Below are 23,291 nucleotides of genomic sequence, written 5' to 3'. Positions count from 1 at the left end.
CAATGAAGGCAGGAGTCGGTAAATGAGCTATCAGCACCAGTATGTCGACGGCACACGCATTCACTTCCCGATCGGGAAAGTGGTGTGCATCGGGCGTAACTACGCCGAACACGCCAAGGAACTGGACAACCCGGTTCCGACCGAACCGTTGCTGTTCATCAAGCCGGGCAGTTGTGTGGTGCCGCTGGAAGGCGGGTTCAGCATTCCGACCGAGCGCGGTTCGGTGCACTACGAAGCGGAAATCGCCGTGTTGATCGGCAAACCGTTGTCGACCAAGCCGAGCCGCGAAGAAGTGCTGGACGCGATCTCCGGTTTCGCCCCGGCGCTGGACCTGACCCTGCGCGACAAGCAGGCCGAGCTCAAGTCCAAGGGCCTGCCGTGGGAAATCGCCAAATCGTTCGATGGCGCGGCGGTGATTGCCCCGTTCGTGGTCGGCAGCACCTTCGCTGACCTGACCGACATCGGTATTCGCCTGACCATCAACGGTGAGGTGCGTCAGGACGGCAACAGCAGCGCGATGCTCAACCCGATCGTGCCGATGATCCAGCACATGGCCGGCTGCTTCTCGCTGCAGGCCGGCGACGTGATCCTCACCGGCACCCCGGTGGGCGTCGGCCCGCTGAATGTCGGCGACGACATCGTGCTGGAGCTGGTTGGCGCGAGCCGCTTCACCAGCAGCGTGCGCTGACCGAACGCATCCGATACACAGCAACTGTGGCGAGGGAGCTTGCTCCCGCTGGACTGCGCAGCAGGCCCCTGCTTTTTGAAGTGAAAAGCAGGGTCGCTTCGCGCCCCGGCGGGAGCAAGCTCCCTCGCCACAAGTGCCCGCTCCTACATTGGCTCTGTGTCGCGGCTCGCAAAGCCGCACGACAATCCCGCCATTTGCCGTTTTTTTCACATTCTGTCCGGATAATTCCTCTCATTCTGGCGTCTGAGCCGGCCTCTTTATGCTATTACCCATAGCCTGAATTTTCGGAACGCGTCCCTGATGTCAGCTCAAACTCAGCTCAATCCTCCTCGTCGCTCACGTTTCGCCCTGCGCTGGTATGTCTGGCTGTTGCTGGTGCTCGCCGTCGCTTATGGCCTGGCGTTCGCCATGCATTGGGACGACCGTGGCCTGCTGTGGGTGCGCGAGCGTTTCGAGAGCCAGGCCGAGCAGAAGGCGAGTATCTGGTTACCGGACTATCGGGCGGTGATCGACGGCAAACTGCTGCCGGGCATGGAAAAGGACGAGGCGTCGGACCTGTCCTACAACCCACAAACCAAAACCCTGTTTTCGGTGATGGGCAAGAACCCGTTCCTGGTCGAACTGACCCTGCAGGGTGATGTGCTGCGCAAAATGCCGTTGGTAGGCTGGATCAACCCGGAAGGCGTGACCGTGATGGAAAACGGCCTGATGGCGATCGTCGACGAGCGCGAACACCTGCTGACCATCGTCAAGGTCGATGCCAACACCCGCGAGCTGAATATCGCCGACTTCCCGAAATACGACCTCGGCCCGTCGAAAAACCAGAACAAGGCGTTCGAAGCGATCACCTGGGATCCACGCAACCAGCAACTGTTGCTGGGCGAAGAGCGCCCGCCGGCGCTGTTCACCTGGAAAAGCGACGGCAGTCAGCTCCTCAAAGGCGACAAGCAGAAGCTGGCCAGCAATGAACTGGATATCCGCAACCTCTCGGCGCTGGCCATCGACCCGCGCACCGGCCACACCCTGGTGCTGTCCGCCGACTCGCACCTGCTGCTGGAGCTGGACGAGAAGGGTGATCAGGTCAGCTTCATGACCCTGCTCGGCGGCTTCAACGGTCTGAAGAACACCATTCCCCGCGCCGAAGGCGTGACCATGGACGACGCCGGTACGCTGTACATGGTCAGCGAGCCGAACCTGTTCTACCGTTTCGAAAAGCAGAAATAAAAGCCTTTCACCGGTCCTCATGCAAGAGCTGCCTCAGGCTGCGATCTTTTGATTTTGTTTTTTAGAAGCAACGTCAAAAGATCGCAGCCTGAGGCAGCTCCTACACGGTTCTGTTGTGGCCAAGGGCAAGTGGCCATTAAGCTTCAGTTCAGACAGGCGTGATATTTCATCCGCCTGTTTTGATCCCGAGCCTGCCCGAATGCGTCGATTTGCCCGTCCCAAGCCCCTGATTGTCATCTTGTCAGTGATAGTCCTGATCGTGTTGATCGCGATCGGCCAATATCTGCGCCTGTTCGAGCGTGCCTGGTTCAACCTGCACAGCCTGTGGCAGCCGTTGAGCAGTCAGGCCATCGGCCTTGATCAGTACCGGGTCGAGGTCGAAGCCAGGGTCATCGACGGCCTGAACGACGATGTCTCGGCGCTGACCTACGATCCGGTGCGCAACAGCCTGTTCACCGTGACCAACAAGCATGCTGAACTGGTCGAATTGTCGCTCGAAGGCAAGATCCTGCGGCGCATCGCGCTGATCGGCTTCGGTGATGCGGAGGCGGTGGAGTTCATCAGTGCCGACACTTATGTGATCACCGACGAGCGTCAGCAACGGCTGATCAAGGTTCATCTTGAGCAGGACACCACGTTCCTCGATGCGGCGGACGCCGAACAGATGACCCTCGGCGTACACATGAGCGGCAACAAAGGGTTCGAAGGCCTGGCGTACGACTCGGTGGGCAAGCGCCTGTTCGTGGCCAAGGAACGTGACCCGATGCTGATTTACGAAGTGCACGGTTTCCCGCACTTCAATCCGGAAAAATCCTACGCGGTACACGTGATCAACAACCCCAAGCGTGATGCCGGGATGTTCGTGCGCGACCTGTCGAGCCTGCAATACGACGAGCGCAGCGGCCATCTGCTGGCGCTGTCCGATGAGTCGGGGCTGATTCTGGAGCTGGACGTGGATGGCAGGCCGCTGAGCACCTTGTCGCTGAACAAGGGCCGCCAAGGCTTGCAGAAGAGCGTGCCGCAGGCTGAAGGCATTGCGATGGATGATGACGGGACGTTGTATCTGGTGAGTGAGCCGAACTTGTTTTACGTCTTCAAGAAACCTGCACAGCCCTGACTGACACTCCAAAAAACACTGTGGGAGCTGGCTTGCCAGCGATGGCGGTCTATCAGTCAACATTGTTGTTGAATCTGACGGCCTCATCGCTGGCAAGCCAGCTCCCACAGGTTTATTCGCATGCCCATAAAGCTTGGGCAGCCTTGGTTTACTCAGCCTTCAGGGTCTTCACACCTTCAGCGGTGCCCAGCAGCAACAGGTCCGCCGGACGCGCCGCGAACAGGCCGTTGGTGACCACGCCGACGATCGCGTTGATCTGCGCTTCCAGCTCCACCGGGTTGGTGATCTGCAGGTTGTGCACGTCGAGGATGATGTTGCCGTTGTCGGTCAGCACGCCTTCGCGGTACACCGGGTCGCCGCCCAGTTTCACCAGTTGACGGGCGACGTGGCTGCGGGCCATCGGGATCACTTCGACTGGCAGCGGGAATTCGCCCAGCACCGGCACCAGTTTGCTGGCGTCGGCGATGCAGATGAAGGTCTTGGCCACGGCCGCGACGATCTTCTCGCGGGTCAGGGCCGCGCCGCCGCCCTTGATCAGGTTCAGGTGCGCGTCGCTTTCGTCGGCGCCGTCGACGTAGAACTCCAGGTCGCTGACGGTGTTCAGCTCATACACCGGGATGCCGTGGCCCTTGAGGCGCGCAGCAGTGGCTTCGGAGCTGGCGACGGCGCCATCGAACGCGCCCTTGTGCTGGGCCAGGGCATCGATAAAGCAGTTGGCGGTGGAGCCGGTGCCGACCCCGACGATGCTCTTGTCGTCGAGTTTCGGAAGGATGAAGTCGACGGCGGCCTGAGCCACTGCCTGTTTGAGTTGATCCTGGGTCATGCGGGCTCCGGAAGCGGGCAAGGGGAGAACGGAAAGGCCGGCATTATAGGCCCGAGGGGCGAGGCAGGTCATTGCCCGATTGGCAGACAGTACTGTTTCGGAGGGTGCGGCTTTTGTGGCGAGGGAGCTTGCTCCCGCTGGAGCGCGAAGCGGTCCCCAGCATTCGTTCTGACAGATCGCGTACTCAGGTATTACGACTGCTGCGCAGCCGGGCGGGAGCAAGCTCCCTCGCCACAATGGCTTTCCACGGGCTAAAACCACCTGTTTAGTGTGGTCGCCCGAGCAAAAGCCGGGTTAGACTCCTTGGCCCTGCCCAACCCGCTCAGTGATGCTTTCCGATGCTCGAACAGTACGTCAAAAAGATCCTCACCTCGCGCGTTTATGACGTTGCCGTAGAAACCCCGCTGCAGAACGCTCGCCAGCTCTCCGAGCGGCTGGGCAATGACATCTGGCTCAAGCGTGAAGACTTGCAGCCGGTGTTCTCGTTCAAGATTCGCGGCGCCTACAACAAATTGACCCAGCTGACCGACGAAGAGCGCGCCCGTGGCGTAGTCACCGCGTCAGCGGGCAACCATGCGCAGGGTCTGGCCTTGGCGGCGAAAGTGCTGGGCGTGAAGGCGACCATCGTGATGCCCAAGACCACCCCGGAAATCAAGGTCGAAGGCGTGCGCTCGCGCGGCGGCAAAGTGGTGCTGCACGGCGATTCGTTCCCGGAAGCACTGGCCTACTCGCTGAAACTGGTCGACGAGAAGGGCTACGTCTACATTCACCCGTACGATGATCCGCATACCATTGCCGGGCAGGGCACCGTGGCGATGGAAATTCTGCGTCAGCATCCGCAGCCGCTGGACGCGATCTTCGTGCCGGTCGGCGGCGGCGGTCTGATCGCCGGTATCGCGGCGTACGTGAAATACCTGCGTCCGGACATCAAGGTCATCGGCGTCGAGCCGGACGACTCCAATTGCCTGCAAGCGGCCATGGCCGCCGGTGAGCGCGTGGTGCTGCCGAGCGTAGGCATCTTTGCCGACGGCGTGGCGGTGGCGCAGATTGGCCAGCACACGTTCGACATCTGCAAAGACTATGTCGATGAAGTGATCACGGTCAGCACTGACGAGATCTGCGCGGCTATCAAGGATATCTACGACGATACCCGCTCGATCACCGAACCTGCCGGCGCCCTTGGCGTGGCCGGGATCAAGAAGTACGTCGAGTTGCGCGGCGTCAGCGGCCAGACCTTCGTCGCCATCGACTCCGGGGCCAACGTCAACTTCGACCGCTTGCGCCACGTCGCCGAGCGCGCCGAGCTGGGCGAGGGCCGCGAGGCGATCATCGCCGTGACCATCCCGGAGCAGGCCGGCAGCTTCAAGGCTTTCTGCGAAGCCATCGGCAAGCGCCAGATCACCGAATTCAACTACCGCTACAACACCGGCAGCGAAGCGCACATCTTCGTCGGCGTGCAGACCCATCCGGAAAATGACCCGCGCAGTGCGTTGCTGGCGAGCCTGACCGAGCAGGGTTTTCCGGTGCTCGACCTGACCGACAACGAACTGGCCAAGCTGCATATCCGCCACATGGTCGGCGGGCGCGCGGCGCAGGTGGTCGATGAAGTGGTGCTGCGCTTCGAATTCCCGGAACGCCCGGGCGCGCTGTTCAACTTCCTCAACAAGCTCGGCGGGCGCTGGAACATCTCGATGTTCCATTACCGCAACCATGGCGCGGCGGATGGCCGAGTGGTCGCGGGTCTGCAAGTGCCGCATGACGAACGTCATCTGGTGCCGGCGGCGCTGGCGGAAATCGGCTACCCGTACTGGGATGAAAGCGACAACCCGGCCTATAAGCTGTTTCTTGGCTGAGCGGCTACGCTGATGGGCAGGCCATAAGGAAATCGAACAATGGAAACGTTAACCGCCCTGAAGATGGCGCACATGGTGGCGACCGTGGTGTTGCTGGCCAGTGCGCTGGGTCTGGGCATCTGGGTTTTTCTGGCGAAGCGCAAAGGTGATGCAACGGCGGGCAGCCGTACCCTGCAACGGCCACGGGTGTTCATCTGGCTGTTGATGGGGCTGGCGCTGTTGAGCATGCCGTTCACCGGCTGGGGCATGGTGCATCTGGTGGGCTGGCCACTGGGGCAGACCTGGCTGCTGGCCTCCAGCGTGCTGTACACCGTGGCCGCGCTGGCGTGGTTCTGGCTGCTGGTGCGGTTGAATCGCTTGCGCAAGGCGCCGGGCGGCGTCGGCAAGTTCAGTTTGGCCTTGGCGTTGTTCAGCTTTGTCTGCTTTATCGCCATTGCCGGGTTGATGGGTGCCAAGCCTGTCTGAGGCTTGAGACCGAGTTGCCTCAATCGCTGGCAAGCCAGCTCCCACATTTTCCTTTGGTGTCCACAAAATTTGTGTTCACTGAAGATCCCTGTGGGAGCTGGCTTGCCAGCGATGGCGATATCAGCCGCGAAGACTGATTACCGGCCAGCCACGCTTCTCGGCTTCGGCCCGCAGATTCGGATCCGGATCAACGGCCACCGGGTTCGCCACCTGCTCCAGCAGCGGCAAATCATTCATCGAGTCGCTATAGAAATAGCTGTCATCCAGCGAATACCCGGTCTCTGCCAGCCAGCGATTGAGGCGTGTCACCTTGCCTTCGCGGAAGCACGGAATGTCGGTGCTGCGCCCGGTGTAGCGGCCGTCGATCATTTCGCACTCGGTGGCGATCAGGGTGTCGACGCCCAGGCGTACGGCAATCGGTGCGGTGACGAAGCGGTTGGTGGCGGTGATGATCACCAGTTTGTCGCCGGCATCGCGGTGCTGTTTCAGCAGTTCCAGCGCCTTGGGCAGCACGATCGGCTCGATGCAGTCGCGCATGTAGTCGTTGTGCCACTGCTCGAGCACGGCCATTTCGGTGCGGCCGAGGATTTCCAGGCAGAAGTTCAAGTACGCGGCGTTATCCAGCTTGCCCGCCAGGTAATCCTGGTAGAACTCGTCGTTGCGCTGCTTGTACGCCACCGGGTCGAGGAAGCCGCGTTCGCACAGATAGTCGCCCCAGGCGTGATCGCTGTCGCCGCCCAGAAGGGTGTTGTCCAAATCGAATAGAGCCAGGCGCATTGCAGTTACCCGCTGAAAAGTCAGTAAAAAGGCGACAAGAATACGGTCTTTTCACAAGAGTGCACATAAGGTAGGAACCTTCGTTGCCGCCTTATCAAGCTTTGTGGAACAATGCGGCGACATGCGTTTGCGAGGTTGTTGCCGTGATCGACCCCGATGGTTTCCGCCCCAATGTCGGGATCATTCTGACGAATGACGCCGGCCAGGTGCTATGGGCTCGCCGTATCAATCAAGATGCCTGGCAGTTTCCGCAAGGGGGAATCAACCCCGAGGAGACGCCGGAGGACGCCTTGTACCGCGAGCTGAACGAAGAAGTTGGCCTGGAACGTGAAGATGTTGAAATACTGGCCTGTACCCGGGGCTGGTTGCGCTATCGTTTGCCGCAACGTCTGGTGCGTACCCACAGCCAACCGCTGTGCATCGGCCAGAAGCAGAAATGGTTTCTCCTGCGCCTGATCTCCAACGAGCAGCGGGTGCGGATGGATTTGACCGGTAAACCGGAGTTCGATGGCTGGCGCTGGGTCAGCTATTGGTATCCGTTGGGCCAGGTGGTGACATTCAAGCGCGAGGTGTATCGACGCGCCCTCAAAGAGCTTGCCCCGCGCCTTTTAGCGCGCGACTGACGACGGAGTTCGACCCCGAGCCATGCTCAATACGCTGCGCAAGATCGTCCAGGAAGTGAACTCCGCCAAGGATCTCAAGGCGGCGTTGGGGATTATTGTGTTGCGCGTCAAAGAGGCCATGGGCAGCCAGGTCTGCTCGGTCTACCTGCTTGATCCCGAGACCAACCGCTTCGTCCTGATGGCCACCGAGGGCTTGAACAAGCGCTCGATCGGCAAGGTCAGCATGGCACCCAACGAAGGTCTGGTGGGTCTGGTCGGCACGCGTGAAGAACCCCTGAACCTCGAAAACGCTGCGGATCACCCGCGCTACCGCTACTTCGCCGAGACCGGCGAGGAGCGCTACGCCTCCTTCCTCGGGGCGCCGATCATTCACCACCGCCGCGTCGTCGGCGTGTTGGTCATCCAGCAAAAAGAACGCCGCCAGTTCGATGAAGGTGAAGAAGCCTTCCTCGTGACCATGAGCGCGCAGCTCGCCGGGGTTATCGCCCACGCCGAGGCCACCGGGTCGATCCGGGGCCTGGGCCGTCAGGGCAAGGGCATTCAGGAAGCCAAGTTCGTCGGCGTGCCGGGTTCGCCCGGTGCCGCCGTCGGTACCGCGGTGGTCATGTTGCCGCCCGCCGATCTGGACGTGGTGCCGGACAAGACCATCACCGACATCGACGCCGAACTGGCGCTGTTCAAGACCGCCATCGAAGGCGTGCGCGCCGACATGCGCGCGTTGTCGGCCAAACTGGCGACCCAGCTGCGTCCGGAAGAGCGCGCGCTGTTCGACGTGTACCTGATGATGCTCGACGATGCCTCGCTGGGCAGCGAAATCACTACCGTGATCAAGACCGGCCAGTGGGCCCAGGGCGCGCTGCGTCAGGTGGTCACTGAGCACGTCAACCGCTTTGAACTGATGGACGACGCCTACCTGCGTGAGCGTGCGTCGGACGTCAAAGACCTCGGCCGTCGCCTGCTCGCCTACCTTCAGGAAGAGCGTCAGCAGAACCTGGTCTACCCGGAAAAAACCATTCTGGTCAGCGAAGAGCTGACGCCGGCCATGCTCGGCGAGGTGCCGGAAGGCACGCTGGTCGGTCTGGTCTCGGTACTCGGTTCGGGTAACTCCCACGTCGCGATCCTGGCCCGGGCCATGGGCATTCCGACGGTGATGGGTCTGGTCGACCTGCCGTACGCCAAGGTCGACGGTATCGAGGTGATCGTCGATGGCACCCGCGGCGAGGTCTACACCAACCCCAGCGACGTCCTGCGCAAACAGTTCGCCGAGGTGGTCGAAGAAGAGAAACAACTGGCGCTGGGACTCGACACCCTGCGCGACCTGCCATGCGTGACCCTCGACGGTCACCGCATGCCACTGTGGGTCAACACCGGCCTGCTGGCCGATGTGGCGCGGGCACAGAAGCGCGGCGCCGAAGGTGTCGGCCTGTACCGCACCGAAGTGCCGTTCATGATCAACCAGCGCTTCCCGAGTGAAAAGGAACAGCTGGCGATCTACCGCGAACAGCTCGCCGCGTTCCACCCGCAACCGGTGACCATGCGCAGCCTGGACATCGGCGGTGACAAGTCGCTGTCGTATTTCCCGATCAAGGAAGACAACCCGTTCCTCGGCTGGCGCGGGATTCGCGTCACCCTCGACCACCCGGAAATCTTCCTGGTGCAGACCCGCGCCATGCTCAAGGCCAGTGAAGGCCTGAACAACCTGCGCATCCTGCTGCCGATGATCTCCGGCACCCACGAACTCGAAGAAGCCCTGCACCTGATCCACCGGGCCTGGGGCGAAGTGCGCGACGAAGGCACCGACGTGCCGATGCCGCCCATCGGCGTGATGATCGAGATTCCGGCCGCGGTGTACCAGACCAAGGAACTGGCGCGGCAGGTGGACTTCCTGTCGGTCGGCTCCAACGACCTGACTCAGTACCTGCTGGCCGTCGACCGCAACAACCCGCGGGTGGCCGACCTTTACGACTACCTGCACCCGGCGGTGCTGCAGGCCCTGCAAACCGTGGTGCGCGACGCGCATGCCGAAGGCAAACCGGTGAGCATCTGCGGTGAAATGGCCGGTGATCCGGCAGCGGCGGTGCTGTTGATGGCGATGGGCTTCGACAGCCTGTCGATGAACGCCACCAACCTGCCGAAGGTCAAGTGGATGCTGCGCCAGATCAACCTGAGCAAGGCCAAGGATCTGCTGGCGGAGCTGATGACCATCGACAACCCGCAAGTGATCCACAGCTCGCTGCAACTGGCGCTGAAGAATCTCGGGCTGTCGAAGATGAATCCGCCGGCGGTCAACAAGGCCCTCTAAAAGCTGCTGGCTCTGTGGCGAGGGAGCAAGCTCCCTCGCCACAATGGTTGCTCGCTTTCAGGCAGTGATCTCAACTTCCCCAAGATGCCCGCCATACGGCCCGAAACTGCGCTCTACCATCCGCCGCGTCCCATCCGCCTGCACAATCAACGCTGTACTCGCGCGCGTCCCGTAACTCTGGCTGGCAATAAACACACTCGACAACAATGATTCAGTCGCCAACCCGACCCCGGTGTCCGGCAGCTCGGCAAACGGCGCGGTCTGCGCATCGCCCAGCAACGCCAGTAACCGCTCAGGCTGCGGATCATCCAACACCTCGCTTAATGCCGCCCTGGCCTTGAGCAGTTTCGGCCACGGCGTGTCCAGCCCGGCATTCGACAGCCCGTAAACGCCCGGTTCCAGCATCACTGGCTCGGACCTCCGCGCATTGAAGTGCCACAGCTCATGGCTGTTGCCCAGCAGCAGGTTGAAGCCGGCATATTCCGGCGCGCGTCCGACCACATCGCTCAAATAATCATCAATCGACGCATCACCGGTCAGAAACCGCGCCACCAACTCACCTCGTGACTTGCGCGCTGGCGGTTGATGCGGATCGCGGATGTTGGTCAGCGCAGCAAAGCGTCCGTGGGCGCCAATCCCCAGCCAAGTGCCGCCGGCCTCAAGATCACGTCCGGCGTGCACGTGCGGTGCTTCCGGCCATTGCGCCAGCGGCAGGCTGGGCCGGGCATAGAATTCGTCACGGTTGGCCGCGACGATCAGCGGCTGGGCATGACCCGGGCGCCAGGCGAAGACAATCAGGCACATAAGGTGGTCCTTGTGTGTTTTTTGTTCACTCTACGCAGTCGTCGTCCGTGCATCCATCGCAAGTGGAGCCGGAGGGCATGCATCCGTTACCATGCCGCTCCGGTTTTGGGGATACGTCGGGGAGACGGCCGTGGAATTTCTGCTCTATCTGGCGTTGGGCGCCTGTGCGGGCGTGCTGGCCGGGCTGTTCGGTGTCGGTGGCGGGATCATTATTGTCCCGGTACTGGTGTTCAGTTTTACCTTGCAGGGATTCGATCAGTCGATCCTTACGCACCTGGCCGTAGGGACATCGCTGGCGACCATCATCTTCACCTCGGTCAATGCCGTGCGCGAGCACCATCGACGCGGTGCGGTGCGCTGGCCGATCTTCATGTGGATGACCGTGGGCATTCTGCTGGGCGCCGGTTTCGGTGCGCTGACGGCTGAAGCGATCTCCGGGCCCAACCTGCAGAAGATCATCGGTGTGTTCGCCCTGGTGATCGCCGCGCAACTGGCACTGGAGGTCAAACCCAAGGCCAGTCGAACGGTGCCGGGCAAACTCGGTCTGACCGTGGCCGGCAGTGTGATTGGCTGGGCCTCGGCGATTTTCGGCATTGGCGGCGGTTCGTTGACCGTACCGTTCCTGACCTGGCGCAGCGTGCCGATGCAGCAAGCGGTGGCAACGTCGTCGGCCTGCGGTTTGCCGATCGCCGTGGCCAGTGCATTAAGTTTCATGATTCTGGGCTGGCATGATCCGTTGTTGCCGCCGCATAGTCTCGGTTTTGTCTATTTGCCGGCGCTGCTGGGCATCGCCCTGACCAGCATGGTCTTCGCCCGTCTCGGCGCGCGTCTGGCGCACAAGTTGTCGCCGCGCTTGCTGAAACGGCTGTTCGCCGCTTTGCTGTTCTGCGTGGGGCTGAATTTCCTGCTCTGATCGTCTGGGTCAGAACAGGCCGCAATCCTGGCTTAATCCTGAGGTGGCAGCGTCGCCCGGGAATTTTGGTTTCAACTCTAACGAGGAGTCGCAATGCTGCCTTACCCGCAGATCGACCCGGTGGCCCTGGCCATCGGTCCGCTGAAAATCCACTGGTACGGCCTGATGTACCTCGTCGGCATCGGCGGCGCGTGGCTGCTGGCGTCGAGCCGGCTTAACCGTTTCGACCCGACCTGGACCAAGGAGAAGCTTTCCGATCTGGTGTTCTGGCTGTCGATGGGGGTGATTGTCGGTGGACGTCTGGGCTATGTGCTGTTCTACGACCTGAGCGCTTACCTCGCCAACCCGACGCTGATTTTCGAAGTGTGGAAGGGTGGCATGTCGTTCCACGGCGGTTTCATCGGCGTGATGCTTGCCGCGCTGTGGTTCGGCAAGCGTAACGGCAAGACGTTCTTCCAGCTGATGGACTTCGTTGCGCCGATGGTGCCGATCGGCCTGGGTGCTGGGCGTATCGGCAACTTCATCAACGCCGAGCTGTGGGGCAAGCCGACCGACGTGCCGTGGGCGATGATCTTCCCGCCGTTCAGCGATCCGGCGCAGTTGCCGCGTCACCCGTCGCAGCTGTACCAGTTCGCACTCGAAGGTGTCGCGCTGTTCCTGATCCTGTGGTTGTTCTCGCGCAAGCCGCGTCCGACCATGGCGGTATCGGGCATGTTCGCGCTGTTCTACGGCATCTTCCGTTTCATCGTCGAGTTCGTCCGCGTGCCGGATGCGCAACTGGGCTATCTGGCCTGGGGCTGGCTGACCATGGGTCAGGTTCTTTGCGTACCGATGGTGCTTGCCGGTCTGTACTTGATCTGGCTGGCTTATCATCGCGCCCCGGCAGCGCCAGCGGCGGCCGTATAAATTCGAATCCCGGGGGCGACGGCCCCCGGGTTCAAGGACACAGGTAACTCATGAAGCAATATCTCGAACTGGTCTCGCACGTTATCCAGAACGGCACCAAACAGGCCAACCGCACCGGCATCAACACCATCAGTTTCCCGGGGGCGATGCTGCGTTTCGATCTGCAGGAAGGTTTCCCGGCGATCACCACCCGCAAGATGGCCTTCAAGTCGGCCATCGGCGAGATGTGCGGCTTTCTGCGTGGCGTGAACAACGCCGCTGAATTCCGGGCGCTGGGCTGCAAGGTCTGGGACCAGAACGCCAACGAAAACGCCCAGTGGCTGGCCAACCCGTTCCGCCAGGGCGCCGATGACCTCGGCGAAATCTACGGCGTGCAATGGCGCAAGTGGCCGGCGTACAAGCAGATCCCGCTGAGCAACACCGCCGCGATCGAACAAACCTTGAGCAACGGCTACAAGCAGATCGCTCAGGGCGAAGAAGACGGCCAGGCTTACGTGGTGCTGTACAAAGCTATCGATCAGGTGCGCCAGTGTGTCGACACGATCATCAAGGACCCGGGCAGCCGCCGTATCCTGTTCCACGGCTGGAACTGCGCCCAGCTCGATGAAATGGCCCTGCCGCCGTGCCATCTGCTGTACCAGTTCCATCCGAACGTCGAGACCAAAGAGATCTCCCTGACCCTCTACATCCGCTCCAACGACCTGGGTCTGGGCACGCCGTTCAACCTCACCGAAGGCGCCGCGCTGCTGAGCTTGATCGGTCGCCTGACCGGCTACACGCCGCGCTGGTTCACCTATTTCATCGGTGACGCGCACGTCTACGAGAACCACCTGGACATGCTCAACGAACAGCTCAAGCGCGAGCCGTTTGCCATGCCGAAGCTGAAAATCTCGGATCGTGTGCCGGAATTCGCCAAGACGGGCGTGTACCAGCCGGAATGGCTGGAGCTGGTGGAGCCGAGCGATTTCTCGCTGGAAGGCTATGAGCACCACGCGCCGATGACCGCGCCGATGGCGGTCTGACAAGCAATACGCAGTCCCCCTATGTAGGAGCTGCCGAAGGCTGCGATCTTTTGATCTTATAAACAGAAAGATCAAAAGATCGCAGCCTTCGGCAGCTCCTACATCAGGTTTGGGGGTGTTCTCAATGGCCGTGACTACGGCCTACATGGGAATGCTCAACTTCCGTCGCCACAACCCCGCCACTCACCTCCAGCCGTTGCAAAATCCCGCATTGATCCGCCCCCGGCCCTTCGCCACAACGTTGGCGCAGGTCGAGCAACTGTGTCTGTAACGCCAGCAACCCATCAATTCGCGCCTTCACATGCTGGATGTGCTCGTCGATCAGCGCATTCACGCTTTCGCACTGGTCCTGCGGGCTGTCGCGCAAGGTCAGCAGGCTGCGGATCTCTTCGAGGGTCATGTCGAGGGTGCGGCAGTTGCGAATGAAGGTCAGGCGTTCGGCGTGGGCCTGGGTGTAGACGCGGTAGTTGCCATCGCTGCGTGCCGGTTCCGGCAGCAGGTTTTCGCGCTCGTAATAGCGGATGGTTTCCACCGCGCAGTCGGTGAGTTTCGCCAGTTCTCCGATCTTCATGAACGCCATCTCCAAAAGGTGCTTGACCCTATAGTGGCTACAGGGTCTTTACTTGGCAACAGGCACCTTCATGGACGCGACCAATGAGCGATTCTCAGCACATCCACAAGCCCGGCGACGGGCATGATCATGGCCACAGCCATAAATTGCAGCCCGTGCATAAGCACGACCACGGCGGCGATTCCTGCTGCGCATCGAAAGCTGCGGCACCAGCACGGGTGCAACTGAGCGAGGCGCAAAGCGCCGACGCCCGGCTGAGCAGCTTCCGCATCGAGGCGATGGACTGCCCGACCGAGCAGACGCTGATCCAGAACAAGCTCGGCAAACTGGCCGGCGTTGAACAGCTGGAGTTCAACCTGATCAACCGCGTGCTCGGCGTGACCCACACGCTGTCGAACACCGCGCCGATCACTGAGGCGATCACGTCCTTGGGCATGCACGCCGAGCCTTTGGAGGCAGGCGTCGAAGCGCCAGCCCCGGCGCCAGTGAAAAAACACTGGTGGCCATTGGCGCTGTCCGGTGTCGGTGCGCTGGCTGCCGAAGTGATCCACTTCACCAACGCCGCGCCGACCTGGGTGGTGGCGATCATTGCGCTGGTGTCGATTCTCAGCGGCGGCCTGACCACTTACAAAAAGGGCTGGATCGCCCTGAAGAACCTCAATCTCAACATCAACGCGCTGATGAGCATCGCCGTGACAGGTGCCATCCTCATCGGCCAGTGGCCCGAAGCGGCGATGGTGATGTTCCTGTTCACCGTGGCCGAGTTGATCGAAGCGCGCTCGCTGGATCGTGCGCGCAACGCCATCAGTGGTCTGATGCAGATGACGCCGGAACAGGCCACCGTGCAGCAGGCCGACGGCAACTGGATCGAACAAGAGGTTAAAAGCGTCGAACTCGGTGCCCGCGTGCGGGTAAAACCCGGTGAGCGCATTGCGCTGGACGGCGAAGTGGTCAGCGGCAGTTCGACCATCGACCAGGCGCCGATCACCGGCGAAAGCCTGCCGGTGGAAAAAACGGTGGGCGACAAAGTCTTCGCCGGCACCATCAACCAGGCCGGCTCGCTGGAATACGCGGTGACCGCTGCGGCGAACAATTCGACCTTGGCGCGGATCATCCACGCCGTCGAACAGGCTCAAGGCGCGCGCGCTCCGACCCAACGCTTCGTCGATCAATTCTCGAAAATCTACACCCCGGTGGTGTTCGTCCTGGCGCTGGCCGTGGCGATCATCCCGCCGCTGTTCATGGGCGCTGTGTGGTTCGACTGGATCTACCGCGCACTGGTGCTGCTGGTGGTGGCGTGCCCGTGCGCGCTGGTGATTTCCACCCCGGTGACCATCGTCAGCGGCCTCGCGGCGGCGGCGCGCAAAGGCATTCTGGTCAAGGGCGGCGTTTATCTGGAGGGCGGTTTCAAGCTCAACTACCTGGCGCTGGACAAGACCGGCACGATCACCCACGGCAAACCGGTGCAGACCGATTACCTTTCGCTGGATCCGACCGCCGACGCCACAGCCCCGGCGATTGCCGCCGCGCTGGCCGGTCGCTCCGACCACCCGGTGTCGCTGGCGATCGCCAATGCGGCGGTGGATCAAAACCTCGCGGCGCTGAGTGTGGATAACTTCGAAGCGCTGGCCGGGCGTGGTGTGAAGGGGCAGGTCAACGGCCAGACCTACCACTTGGGCAACCACCGTCTGGTCGAAGAGCTGGGGCTGTGCTCGCCGCAACTGGAAGAAAAACTGTTCGCGCTGGAGAAGCAGGGCAAGTCGGTGGTGCTGCTGCTCGACAGCTCCGGCCCGTTGGCGCTGTTCGCCGTGGCCGACACGGTCAAGGAAACCAGCCGCGAAGCGATCCGCCAGTTGCACGCGCTGGGCGTGAAAACTCTGATGCTCACCGGCGACAACGTGCACACCGCGCAGGCCATCGCGGCGCAGGTCGGCATCGATCAGGCCAAGGGCGACTTGCTGCCGACCGACAAGCTGCAAGCCATCGAAGCGCTTTATGCACAGGGCCATCGGGTCGGCATGGTCGGCGACGGCATCAACGACGCCCCGGCACTGGCCCGCGCCGAGATTGGTTTCGCCATGGCGGCGGCCGGTACCGATACCGCAATTGAAACCGCCGATGTCGCCCTGATGGACGACGATCTGCGCAAGATCCCGGCATTCATCAGTCTGTCGCGCGACACCGCCAGCATCCTGAAACAGAACATCGCGTTGGCGCTGGTGATCAAGGCTATCTTTCTTGGGGTAACCTTCGCCGGGCTCGCCACCATGTGGATGGCGGTGTTCGCCGACATGGGTGTGAGCCTGTTGGTGGTGTTCAACGGCTTGCGCCTGCTGCGCAAGTAAACGATGAGGGATGGTTGTGCTGAGTGCCGAGCTGAAAGCGTTTTACATGGTCGCCCGCCTGGGCAGCATCACGCTGGCAGCGAAGAAACTCGGCCTCAGCCAGCCCACCGTGACCACGCAGATCCGTAACCTGGAAAGCCAGTATTCGGTGGAGCTGTTCTACCGTGGCGGTCGGCGCTTGAGCGTCAGCGACGAGGGCGCGCGATTGCTGCCGATGGTCAAGGCGTTGTTGCAGCAGGAGGCCGACATCGAGTTCTTCCTGCGTAACAGCGGTCAGGTGCAGGGCACGCTGCGCATCGCCGCCACCGCGCCGTATTACATCCTCGATCTGGTCAAGACCTTCCGCGAGCGCCTGCCGCAGGTGGAAGTGTCGGTGGAAATCGGCAACTCGCAGCAGGTGCTCGAAGCGCTGGAGGACTACCGGGTGGACGTCGCCGCCTCGTCGCAGTTGCTTGAGGATGCGCGGCTGATTCGCCGGGTGCTGGGCACTGATCCGCTGGTGCTGGCGGTGCATCGCAATCATCCGCTGGCGACGCAGGAGCATGTGGCATTGAGCGCGCTGGCCGGGCACACCTTGCTAATGCGTGAGACCGGCTCGACCACCCGGCGTCTGACCGAAGAGCTGCTGGCCAGCGCCGGGGTCAGTTTCGGCCCGTTGCTGGAGATCGGCAGCCGCGAGTCGATCCGCGAGGCGGTGTTGCGCAACATCGGCATCAGCATCATTGCCCGCCAGGAAGTGCCGCATGACCCGCAGTTGCGGGTGCTGACCATCGAAAATGCGCCGCAGATTCCTGAGTACCTGTATTGCCTCAAGGAGAGGAAGGGCGCGCGGTTGCCGGCGGCGTTCCTGGGGTTGGCGCAGGAAATGTCCCCGGCTTGAAGATCAAAAGATCGCAGCCTTCGGCAGCTCCTACAGGGGGACGCATTCCAATGTGGGAGCTGCCGAAGGCTGCGACCTTTTGATCTCCAACCAAAATCCCCGAATACCACTATCAACCGTTTTTGCCTCACTGCCACATGACGGACGCATTACAACTCTAGGATTGGCCCCATCTGCTTGATGAGGTCTGTCCCATGAATCCTGCCATCGCAACTGCCCTGACCAACCCCGGTGCGCCGATGAAAGTGCGCGGCGTGCAGAAGCGCTTCGGCGCGTTCACCGCGCTGGATAACGTCTCTCTTGATGTCGCCGCCGGTGAACTGGTGTGTCTGCTCGGCCCGTCGGGCTGCGGCAAGACTACGTTGCTGCGCTGCATCGCCGGGCTGGAGAAGCAGGACAGCGGCGAGTTGTACCTCGGTGATCGCGACGTCTCGCACCTGGCGCCGCAGGCCCGGGACTACGGCATTCTGTTTCAGTCCTACGCGCTGTTCCCCAATCTGACCGTCGAAGCGAACATTGCCTACGGCCTCGCCGGCAGCGGTCGCGACGAAGTGCGCCGCCGCGTCGGTCAGATGCTGGAGCTGGTCGGCCTCACCGGCAGTGAGAAAAAGTACCCGGGCCAATTGTCCGGCGGCCAGCAGCAACGGGTGGCACTGGCGCGCGCTCTGGCTCCGGCACCGTCGCTGCTGTTGCTCGATGAGCCGATGTCGGCGCTGGACGCCCGAGTGCGCGAGCATCTGTGCACCGAACTGCGCCAACTGCAGCGCAACCTCGGCATCACCACCCTGATGGTCACCCACAATCAGGACGAAGCCATGCTGATGGCCGACCGCATCGCCGTGATGAACAACGGCCGCGTCGAGCAGTACGCCACCCCGCAGGAAATCTATAACCGCCCGGCCACGCCGTTCGTGGCCGAGTTCGTCGGCCAGGGCAACTGGCTGCCGTTCCAGCGCAGCAGCGCCAGTCACGCCCGGGTTGGCGGGATGGACGTGCGTCTGGCCGATGGCAGCGTCAGCGGCGCCTCGGGCCGACTGTTCTGCCGCCCGGAAGCAATCAACGTCAATCCCGTGGTGCATGAAGAAAACCTGTTCCCGGCCAAGGTTCGCGAGATCACCTTCCTCGGCAACCGCTGCCGCATGAGCTTTGAACTCGATCAACTGCCGGGCCACGCACTGCTCGCCGAACTGGCGCCGGAAGCCATGCCACGCCTCGGCGCCCAGCAGATCATGGTCGCCTTGCCGCCGCGCAGCCTGCAGGTGTTTGCCTGATGAACAGCAACCTCGCGCTGCCGTTACCGCACAAGCAGGTGCGGCAGACTTCCCGTGCCGAACTTGGCGACCGCAGCTTTGTGGTCGGCGGCAAACTCCTGCTGCTGGTATTGCTTGGCGTCGCCGTGCTGCTGCCGTTACTGGCGATCTTCTGGCGCGGCTTCAGCAGCGAGGCCGGGCAGGGCGGTGGCTGGCTCGCCGCGAAGGAGCTGGTGAGCAGCGACAATTTCCACTGGCTGCTGGGCAACAGCCTGAAAGTTTCCCTCAGCGTGGCGGCCATCGTCGTACCGCTGGCCTACCTGTTTGCCTACGCCTTGCAACGCACGCTGATTCCGGCCAAGGGCATCTGGCGCGGGATTTCCCTGCTGCCGCTGATGGCGCCGTCGATGCTGCCGGGCATCGCGCTGGTCTATCTGTTCGGCAACCAGGGCATGTTGCGCGGGCTGCTCTCGGACAACATCTACGGGTTCTGGGGGATTGTGCTGGGTGAGGTAATTTACACCTTTCCGCATGCCCTGATGATTTTGCTGTCGGCGCTGTCGCTGGCCGATGCGCGCCTGTTCGATGCCGCATCGAGCATGGGCGCCAGTCCTGCCAAAGCGTTCCGCAGCATCACCTGGCCGGCGACCCGTCAGGCGGTATTCGCCGCATTCTGTCTGGTGTTCACCCTGACCATCACCGATTTCGGCGTGCCGGTGGTGGTGGGTGGCGACTATCAAGTGCTGGCGCTGGAAGCCTACAAAGCCGTGGTCGGCCAGCAGCAGTTCGGTCGCGGGGCGTTGATCGGCATGGTGCTGTTGCTGCCGGCGCTGTTCAGCTTCGGCGTCGATGCCTGGTTGCGCCGCCGGCATGGCGATTCCATGAGCGGCCGTGCGCAGGTGTTCAAACCGGCGCCGTCGAAACGGCGTGATGCCTGCTACCTGGCGATTGTCCTGCTGATCAGCGCGGCGCTGTTGCTGGTATTCGGCATGGCGGTGTGCTCGTCGCTGGTGAAGTTCTGGCCATACAACCTGTCGTTGTCGCTCAACCACTACCAGTTCAACGAAACCGCCGGCGGTGGCTGGCTGGCCTACAGCAACAGCTTGAAGATGGCGCTGGGCACGGCGCTGATCGGCAGCGTATTGATCTTCACCGGCGCTTACCTGATGGAGAAAACCCGCAGCCAACGCGGCCTCAACCTGACGTTGCGCATGCTCAGTTTCATCCCGATGGCGGTGCCGGGGCTGGTGCTCGGTCTGGGTTACGTCTTCTTCTTCAACCTTACCGGCAACCCATTGCACGTGCTGTACGGGACGATGACGCTGCTGATCGTCTGCACCATTGCTCACTATTTGACCACCGCGCAAATGACCGCGACCACCGCACTGCGCCAACTCGACGCCGAGTTCGAAGCCGCCGCGCTGTCGCTCAAGGCGCCGCTGTACCGCCACTACCTGCGCGTCACCGTGCCGATCTGCCTGCCGGCGTTGCTGGACATCGTGCGCTACCTGTTCGTCTCGGCGATGACCACGGTTTCCGCAGCGATCTTCCTCTACAGCCCCGACACCATCCTCGCGGCGGTGGCGGTGCTCAACATGGATGATGCCGGCAACGTCGGCGGTGCAGCGGCGATGTCGACCCTGATTCTGTTCACCTCGGCGGGCGTGTCCTTGCTGCTGGCGTGGGCTTCGCGCGGCTTGCTGCGCCGTTCCCAGGCCTGGCGGCAAACCGCGCCGGGTCACTGATTTGCCCCTTCAATTGCCCCTCAACTCAAAGACAGGAAAACGATCATGTTCAAGCCTATGGCCCTGGCCGCTGCTGTGCTCGCGACTTTCAGCCTGAATGCCTTCGCGGCAAAAACCGAGTTGACGGTGTACACCGCCCTCGAAGCCGAGCAACTGACCGCTTACAAAGCTGCGTTCGAAAAGGCCAATCCGGACGTCGAGATCAAGTGGGTGCGTGATTCCACCGGGATCATCACCGCCAAACTGCTGGCCGAAAAGGCCCGCCCGCAGGCTGACGCGGTGTGGGGCCTGGCCGCTTCGAGTCTGGCGATCCTCGACCAGCAAGGCATGTTGCAAAGCTACGCGCCGAAGGATCTGGGCAAGATCGGCGCGAACTACCGCGACGCCGCCAACCCGCCAGCCTGGGTCGGCATGGACGTGTGGGCCGCGACCATTTGCTTCAACACCGTGGAAGCCGAGAAGCAGGGCTTGAGCAAACCGGTGAGCTGGCAGGACCTGACCAAGCCTGAGTACAAGGGCAAGATCGTCATGCCGAATCCGGCGTCGTCCGGCACCGGTTTCCTCGACGTCAGCGCCTGGTTGCAAACCTTCGGCGAGAAGCAGGGCTGGGCCTACATGGACGGTCTGCACCAGAACATCGGCCAGTACGTTCACTCCGGCTCCAAGCCGTGCAAACTGGCGGCGGCGGGCGAATTCCCGATCGGCATTTCCTTTGAATACCCGGCGGTACAGCTCAAGCGCCAGGGCGCGCCGCTGGACATCATCCTGCCGAAGGAAGGCCTGGGCTGGGAGATCGAAGCCACTGCCGTGATCAAAGGCACCCCGCATGAAGACGCGGCGAAGAAACTCGCGGACTTCTCCGCCAGCGCCGAGGCGATGGACCTGTACAAGGAAAACTTCGCCGTCCTCGCCCAGCCGGGTATCGCCAAGCCGCAGACCGAACTGCCGGCCGACTACGAGCAGCGCCTGATCAAGAACGACTTCGCCTGGGCCTCGAAGAACCGCGACGAGATCCTCACCGAGTGGCGCAAGCGCTATGACGGCAAGTCCGAGAAAGTGGTCGCGAAATAACTGACTCACACATCCTGTGGCGAGGGAGCTTGCTCCCGCTGGTGCGCGAAGCGGTCCCGAATTCTGCAAACGAGTAGTGTCAGGCACTCCGCGTCTGCTGAATTCACGACTGCTGCGCAGCCGGGCGGGAGCAAGCTCCCTCGCCACAAAAACGGGATTGCCTGTATGACACACCACAAAGACCTGCTCATCGTCGGCGCCGGCATCCTCGGCCTGTCCCACGCCTACGCCGCCGCCAAGCGCGGCCTCAAGGTCAGCGTTTTCGAACGCACCGCCACGCCCCTCGGCGCCTCGGTGCGCAACTTCGGCCAGGCGCTTGTCACCGGCCAGCCACCCGGCCCGATGCTCGAGCTGGCCAAGGCCAGCCGCGAGATCTGGGGCGACTGGGCGCAACTCGCCGGTCTGCAGATCAAGCGCAACGGCTCCTACCTGTTCGCTCGCACCGAAGCTGAAGAGCACTTGCTGGAAGCCTTCTGCGCCGGTCGCGCCGTGGAACACGGCTATAACGTCGACTTGCTGCGCGGCGCCGCATTGCGCGATCTGTACAACGGCCAGTTCAGCCACCACCGCGCCGCGTTGCACGGCATGGACGATCAACAGTTGTATTCGCGCGAAGCGATTCCGGCACTGATCGACTACCTGCGCCGTGACCTCGGTGTGGAGTTTCATTTCTCCACGCTGGTGCGTGACGTCGAGCCGGGGCGTCTGCAAAGCACCGCCGGCAGCTTCACGGCGAAGCAGATCATCGTCTGCTCCGGACACGATTATCAGACCTTGCTGGCCGAGCCGATTGCCGCGCTCAACCCGCAAATCTGCCGCCTGCAGATGCTCCGCGCCAAACCGCAGATCGAACTGAATCTGCAACACGCCTTGCTCACCGGTTTGAGCTGCGTGCACTACGGCGCCTTCGCCGATTTACCGCAAGCGGCAGCGGTGCAGGCGCAGATTCTGCGCGAGCAACTGCACCTGCATGACAACGGCATTCACCTGCTGATCAGCCCGACCCCTTACGGTGAACTGATCATCGGCGACTCGCACCATTACGGCAGCGATCCGTCGCCGTTCAATGCCGAGCAACTGGACGACTGGATGCTGGAACTGGCCGAGCAGACGCTGGGCTGCAAGGTGCAAGTGCTTGAGCGCTGGCAGGGCGTCTATGGTGCCCGTGGGCCGGGGCCGTTTTCGTTCCTGCGCCCGGCACCGGGTTTGAGTGTGGCGCTGATGCACACCGGCGTCGGCATGAGCGTCGGCCCGGCCATGGCCGAACGCAATGTGGCGCAGTTGCTGGAGGAAATGTGATGGCGGGGCATGCGCAAGTCGTTGACCGGGTGTTTGCGCTGTATGAACGCTTTGGTGCCAGTGATTACATCGGCGAGCCGGTGTCGCAGATCGAACACATGTCTCAGGCAGCGCAGTTGGCGATGGCTGAAGGCTTTGATGATGAAGTGGTGCTCGCCGCGTTCTTCCACGACATCGGCCATTTGTGTGCCGAAGGTGCCGAGAACATGGGCGGTTATGGCGTGGTCAGCCATGAACGGCTGGGCGCGGATTATTTGCGTGAGGCCGGGTTCAGCGAGCGCATGGCGCGGTTGGTGGAATACCACGTTGAGGCCAAGCGCTATCTGACGCTACGTGAACCGGGGTATTTCGAGCGCTTGAGTGAGGCGAGTCGCAGGACCCTGGAGTATCAGGGCGGGGTGATGACCGAGGCCGAGGCGGGTGCGTTTGAGCGTGATCCGCTGTGTGCCGTGAGTTTGCGGATGCGGCAGTGGGATGAGCTGGCCAAGGAGAGGGCGGTGCCGGTGATGGACCTTAGGCTACTGAAGGAGAAAGCGGCGCGATTGTTGGCTGCCTAAGCTTTTTGAACCGAGTTGCTGCATTCGCTAGCAGGCTAGCTCCCACAGGGGATTTG

At 62.2% G+C, this 23,291-nt stretch carries 21 protein-coding genes; 17 read left to right on the top strand and 4 right to left on the bottom strand.

Annotated elements, in window-relative coordinates:
- Positions 1 to 22: 22 nt before the first annotated feature.
- From HBN98_RS10950 to HBN98_RS10940, 3 genes are all read left to right on the top strand, one after another.
- The gene (locus tag HBN98_RS10950) at positions 23 to 688 is read left to right on the top strand and encodes a fumarylacetoacetate hydrolase family protein (protein WP_064589697.1); all 666 of its coding nucleotides are present in this window, start codon (positions 23 to 25) and stop codon (positions 686 to 688) included.
- A 300-nt stretch (positions 689 to 988) separates the two neighbouring features.
- On the top strand, positions 989 to 1,912 hold the full coding sequence (locus tag HBN98_RS10945) for an SdiA-regulated domain-containing protein (RefSeq protein ID WP_083367629.1): 924 nt from the start codon (positions 989 to 991) through the stop codon (positions 1,910 to 1,912).
- A gap of 199 nt (positions 1,913 to 2,111) precedes the next feature.
- Positions 2,112 to 3,029 (top strand): SdiA-regulated domain-containing protein, encoded by a 918-nt coding sequence (locus HBN98_RS10940; RefSeq protein ID WP_083367630.1) that lies wholly within the window; start codon positions 2,112 to 2,114, stop codon positions 3,027 to 3,029.
- A 148-nt stretch (positions 3,030 to 3,177) separates the two neighbouring features.
- Here HBN98_RS10940 and rpiA read toward each other — a convergent pair whose 3' ends face one another.
- Complete coding sequence (gene rpiA, locus HBN98_RS10935; RefSeq protein ID WP_083367631.1) at positions 3,178 to 3,852, bottom strand: ribose-5-phosphate isomerase RpiA; 675 nt, start codon at positions 3,850 to 3,852, stop codon at positions 3,178 to 3,180.
- Between the two features lie 338 nt (positions 3,853 to 4,190).
- On the opposite strand from rpiA, the gene ilvA reads away from it, so the two are divergent.
- Together ilvA and HBN98_RS10925 are read left to right on the top strand one after the other, a co-directional pair.
- Positions 4,191 to 5,705, top strand: a complete 1,515-nt coding sequence (gene ilvA / locus HBN98_RS10930; protein WP_064589693.1) for a threonine ammonia-lyase, biosynthetic — start codon at positions 4,191 to 4,193, stop codon at positions 5,703 to 5,705.
- A gap of 39 nt (positions 5,706 to 5,744) precedes the next feature.
- Positions 5,745 to 6,170 carry a DUF2269 domain-containing protein gene (locus HBN98_RS10925; RefSeq protein ID WP_083367632.1) on the top strand — a complete coding sequence of 142 codons (426 nt, stop codon included), beginning with the start codon at positions 5,745 to 5,747 and terminating at the stop codon, positions 6,168 to 6,170.
- Positions 6,171 to 6,290: 120 nt separating this feature from the next.
- Here HBN98_RS10925 and HBN98_RS10920 read toward each other — a convergent pair whose 3' ends face one another.
- Complete coding sequence (locus HBN98_RS10920; RefSeq protein ID WP_083367633.1) at positions 6,291 to 6,947, bottom strand: histidinol-phosphatase; 657 nt, start codon at positions 6,945 to 6,947, stop codon at positions 6,291 to 6,293.
- Between the two features lie 143 nt (positions 6,948 to 7,090).
- Here HBN98_RS10920 and HBN98_RS10915 point away from each other — a divergent pair, with 143 nt between their 5' ends.
- Both HBN98_RS10915 and ptsP read left to right on the top strand, forming a co-directional pair.
- Positions 7,091 to 7,570: an RNA pyrophosphohydrolase gene (locus HBN98_RS10915; RefSeq protein WP_003229203.1), complete on the top strand. Its 480-nt coding sequence runs from the start codon at positions 7,091 to 7,093 to the stop codon at positions 7,568 to 7,570.
- 22 nt (positions 7,571 to 7,592) lie between these two features.
- Entirely contained in the window at positions 7,593 to 9,872 is a 2,280-nt protein-coding gene (ptsP, locus tag HBN98_RS10910) for a phosphoenolpyruvate--protein phosphotransferase (RefSeq protein ID WP_064589690.1), read from the top strand.
- Between the two features lie 57 nt (positions 9,873 to 9,929).
- Here the strand turns inward: ptsP and HBN98_RS10905 are convergent, their stop codons facing one another.
- Entirely contained in the window at positions 9,930 to 10,676 is a 747-nt protein-coding gene (locus tag HBN98_RS10905) for an NRDE family protein (RefSeq protein ID WP_083367634.1), read from the bottom strand.
- A 130-nt stretch (positions 10,677 to 10,806) separates the two neighbouring features.
- Between HBN98_RS10905 and HBN98_RS10900 the strand changes: the two genes are divergently transcribed.
- The 3 genes from HBN98_RS10900 (at position 10,807) to HBN98_RS10890 (ending at position 13,517) form a co-directional block, all read left to right on the top strand.
- Entirely contained in the window at positions 10,807 to 11,589 is a 783-nt protein-coding gene (locus HBN98_RS10900; protein ID WP_064589688.1) for a sulfite exporter TauE/SafE family protein, read from the top strand.
- Between the two features lie 93 nt (positions 11,590 to 11,682).
- Complete coding sequence (lgt, locus tag HBN98_RS10895) at positions 11,683 to 12,495, top strand: prolipoprotein diacylglyceryl transferase (RefSeq protein ID WP_064589687.1); 813 nt, start codon at positions 11,683 to 11,685, stop codon at positions 12,493 to 12,495.
- A gap of 50 nt (positions 12,496 to 12,545) precedes the next feature.
- On the top strand, positions 12,546 to 13,517 hold the full coding sequence (locus tag HBN98_RS10890) for a thymidylate synthase (RefSeq protein ID WP_083367635.1): 972 nt from the start codon (positions 12,546 to 12,548) through the stop codon (positions 13,515 to 13,517).
- Between the two features lie 121 nt (positions 13,518 to 13,638).
- Here HBN98_RS10890 and cadR read toward each other — a convergent pair whose 3' ends face one another.
- Positions 13,639 to 14,088 (bottom strand): Cd(II)/Pb(II)-responsive transcriptional regulator, encoded by a 450-nt coding sequence (cadR, locus tag HBN98_RS10885; RefSeq protein WP_064590130.1) that lies wholly within the window; start codon positions 14,086 to 14,088, stop codon positions 13,639 to 13,641.
- 83 nt (positions 14,089 to 14,171) lie between these two features.
- Between cadR and HBN98_RS10880 the strand changes: the two genes are divergently transcribed.
- The 7 genes from HBN98_RS10880 (at position 14,172) to HBN98_RS10850 (ending at position 23,235) form a co-directional block, all read left to right on the top strand.
- The gene (locus HBN98_RS10880; protein WP_083367636.1) at positions 14,172 to 16,433 is read left to right on the top strand and encodes a heavy metal translocating P-type ATPase; all 2,262 of its coding nucleotides are present in this window, start codon (positions 14,172 to 14,174) and stop codon (positions 16,431 to 16,433) included.
- A 16-nt stretch (positions 16,434 to 16,449) separates the two neighbouring features.
- Positions 16,450 to 17,313, top strand: a complete 864-nt coding sequence (locus HBN98_RS10875; RefSeq protein ID WP_064590128.1) for a LysR family transcriptional regulator — start codon at positions 16,450 to 16,452, stop codon at positions 17,311 to 17,313.
- Between the two features lie 194 nt (positions 17,314 to 17,507).
- Entirely contained in the window at positions 17,508 to 18,584 is a 1,077-nt protein-coding gene (locus HBN98_RS10870; RefSeq protein ID WP_064589684.1) for a putative 2-aminoethylphosphonate ABC transporter ATP-binding protein, read from the top strand.
- A complete protein-coding gene (locus HBN98_RS10865) occupies positions 18,584 to 20,308 on the top strand; it encodes a putative 2-aminoethylphosphonate ABC transporter permease subunit (protein ID WP_083367637.1) in 1,725 nt (574 codons plus the stop codon). Before HBN98_RS10870 ends, HBN98_RS10865 begins: the two co-directional genes overlap by 1 nt.
- A 45-nt stretch (positions 20,309 to 20,353) precedes the next feature.
- Complete coding sequence (locus HBN98_RS10860) at positions 20,354 to 21,379, top strand: putative 2-aminoethylphosphonate ABC transporter substrate-binding protein (RefSeq protein ID WP_003229178.1); 1,026 nt, start codon at positions 20,354 to 20,356, stop codon at positions 21,377 to 21,379.
- 165 nt (positions 21,380 to 21,544) lie between these two features.
- On the top strand, positions 21,545 to 22,678 hold the full coding sequence (locus HBN98_RS10855) for a TIGR03364 family FAD-dependent oxidoreductase (RefSeq protein WP_083367638.1): 1,134 nt from the start codon (positions 21,545 to 21,547) through the stop codon (positions 22,676 to 22,678).
- Positions 22,678 to 23,235: a phosphonate degradation HD-domain oxygenase gene (locus tag HBN98_RS10850; protein WP_083367639.1), complete on the top strand. Its 558-nt coding sequence runs from the start codon at positions 22,678 to 22,680 to the stop codon at positions 23,233 to 23,235. Before HBN98_RS10855 ends, HBN98_RS10850 begins: the two co-directional genes overlap by 1 nt.
- Positions 23,236 to 23,291: the final 56 nt, after the last annotated feature.

It is taken from the genome of Pseudomonas koreensis (genome assembly GCF_012986595.1).
GTDB classification, from domain to species: Bacteria; Pseudomonadota; Gammaproteobacteria; order Pseudomonadales; family Pseudomonadaceae; genus Aquipseudomonas; species Aquipseudomonas koreensis.
This window is presented reverse-complemented; position numbering and strand designations above follow the sequence as displayed.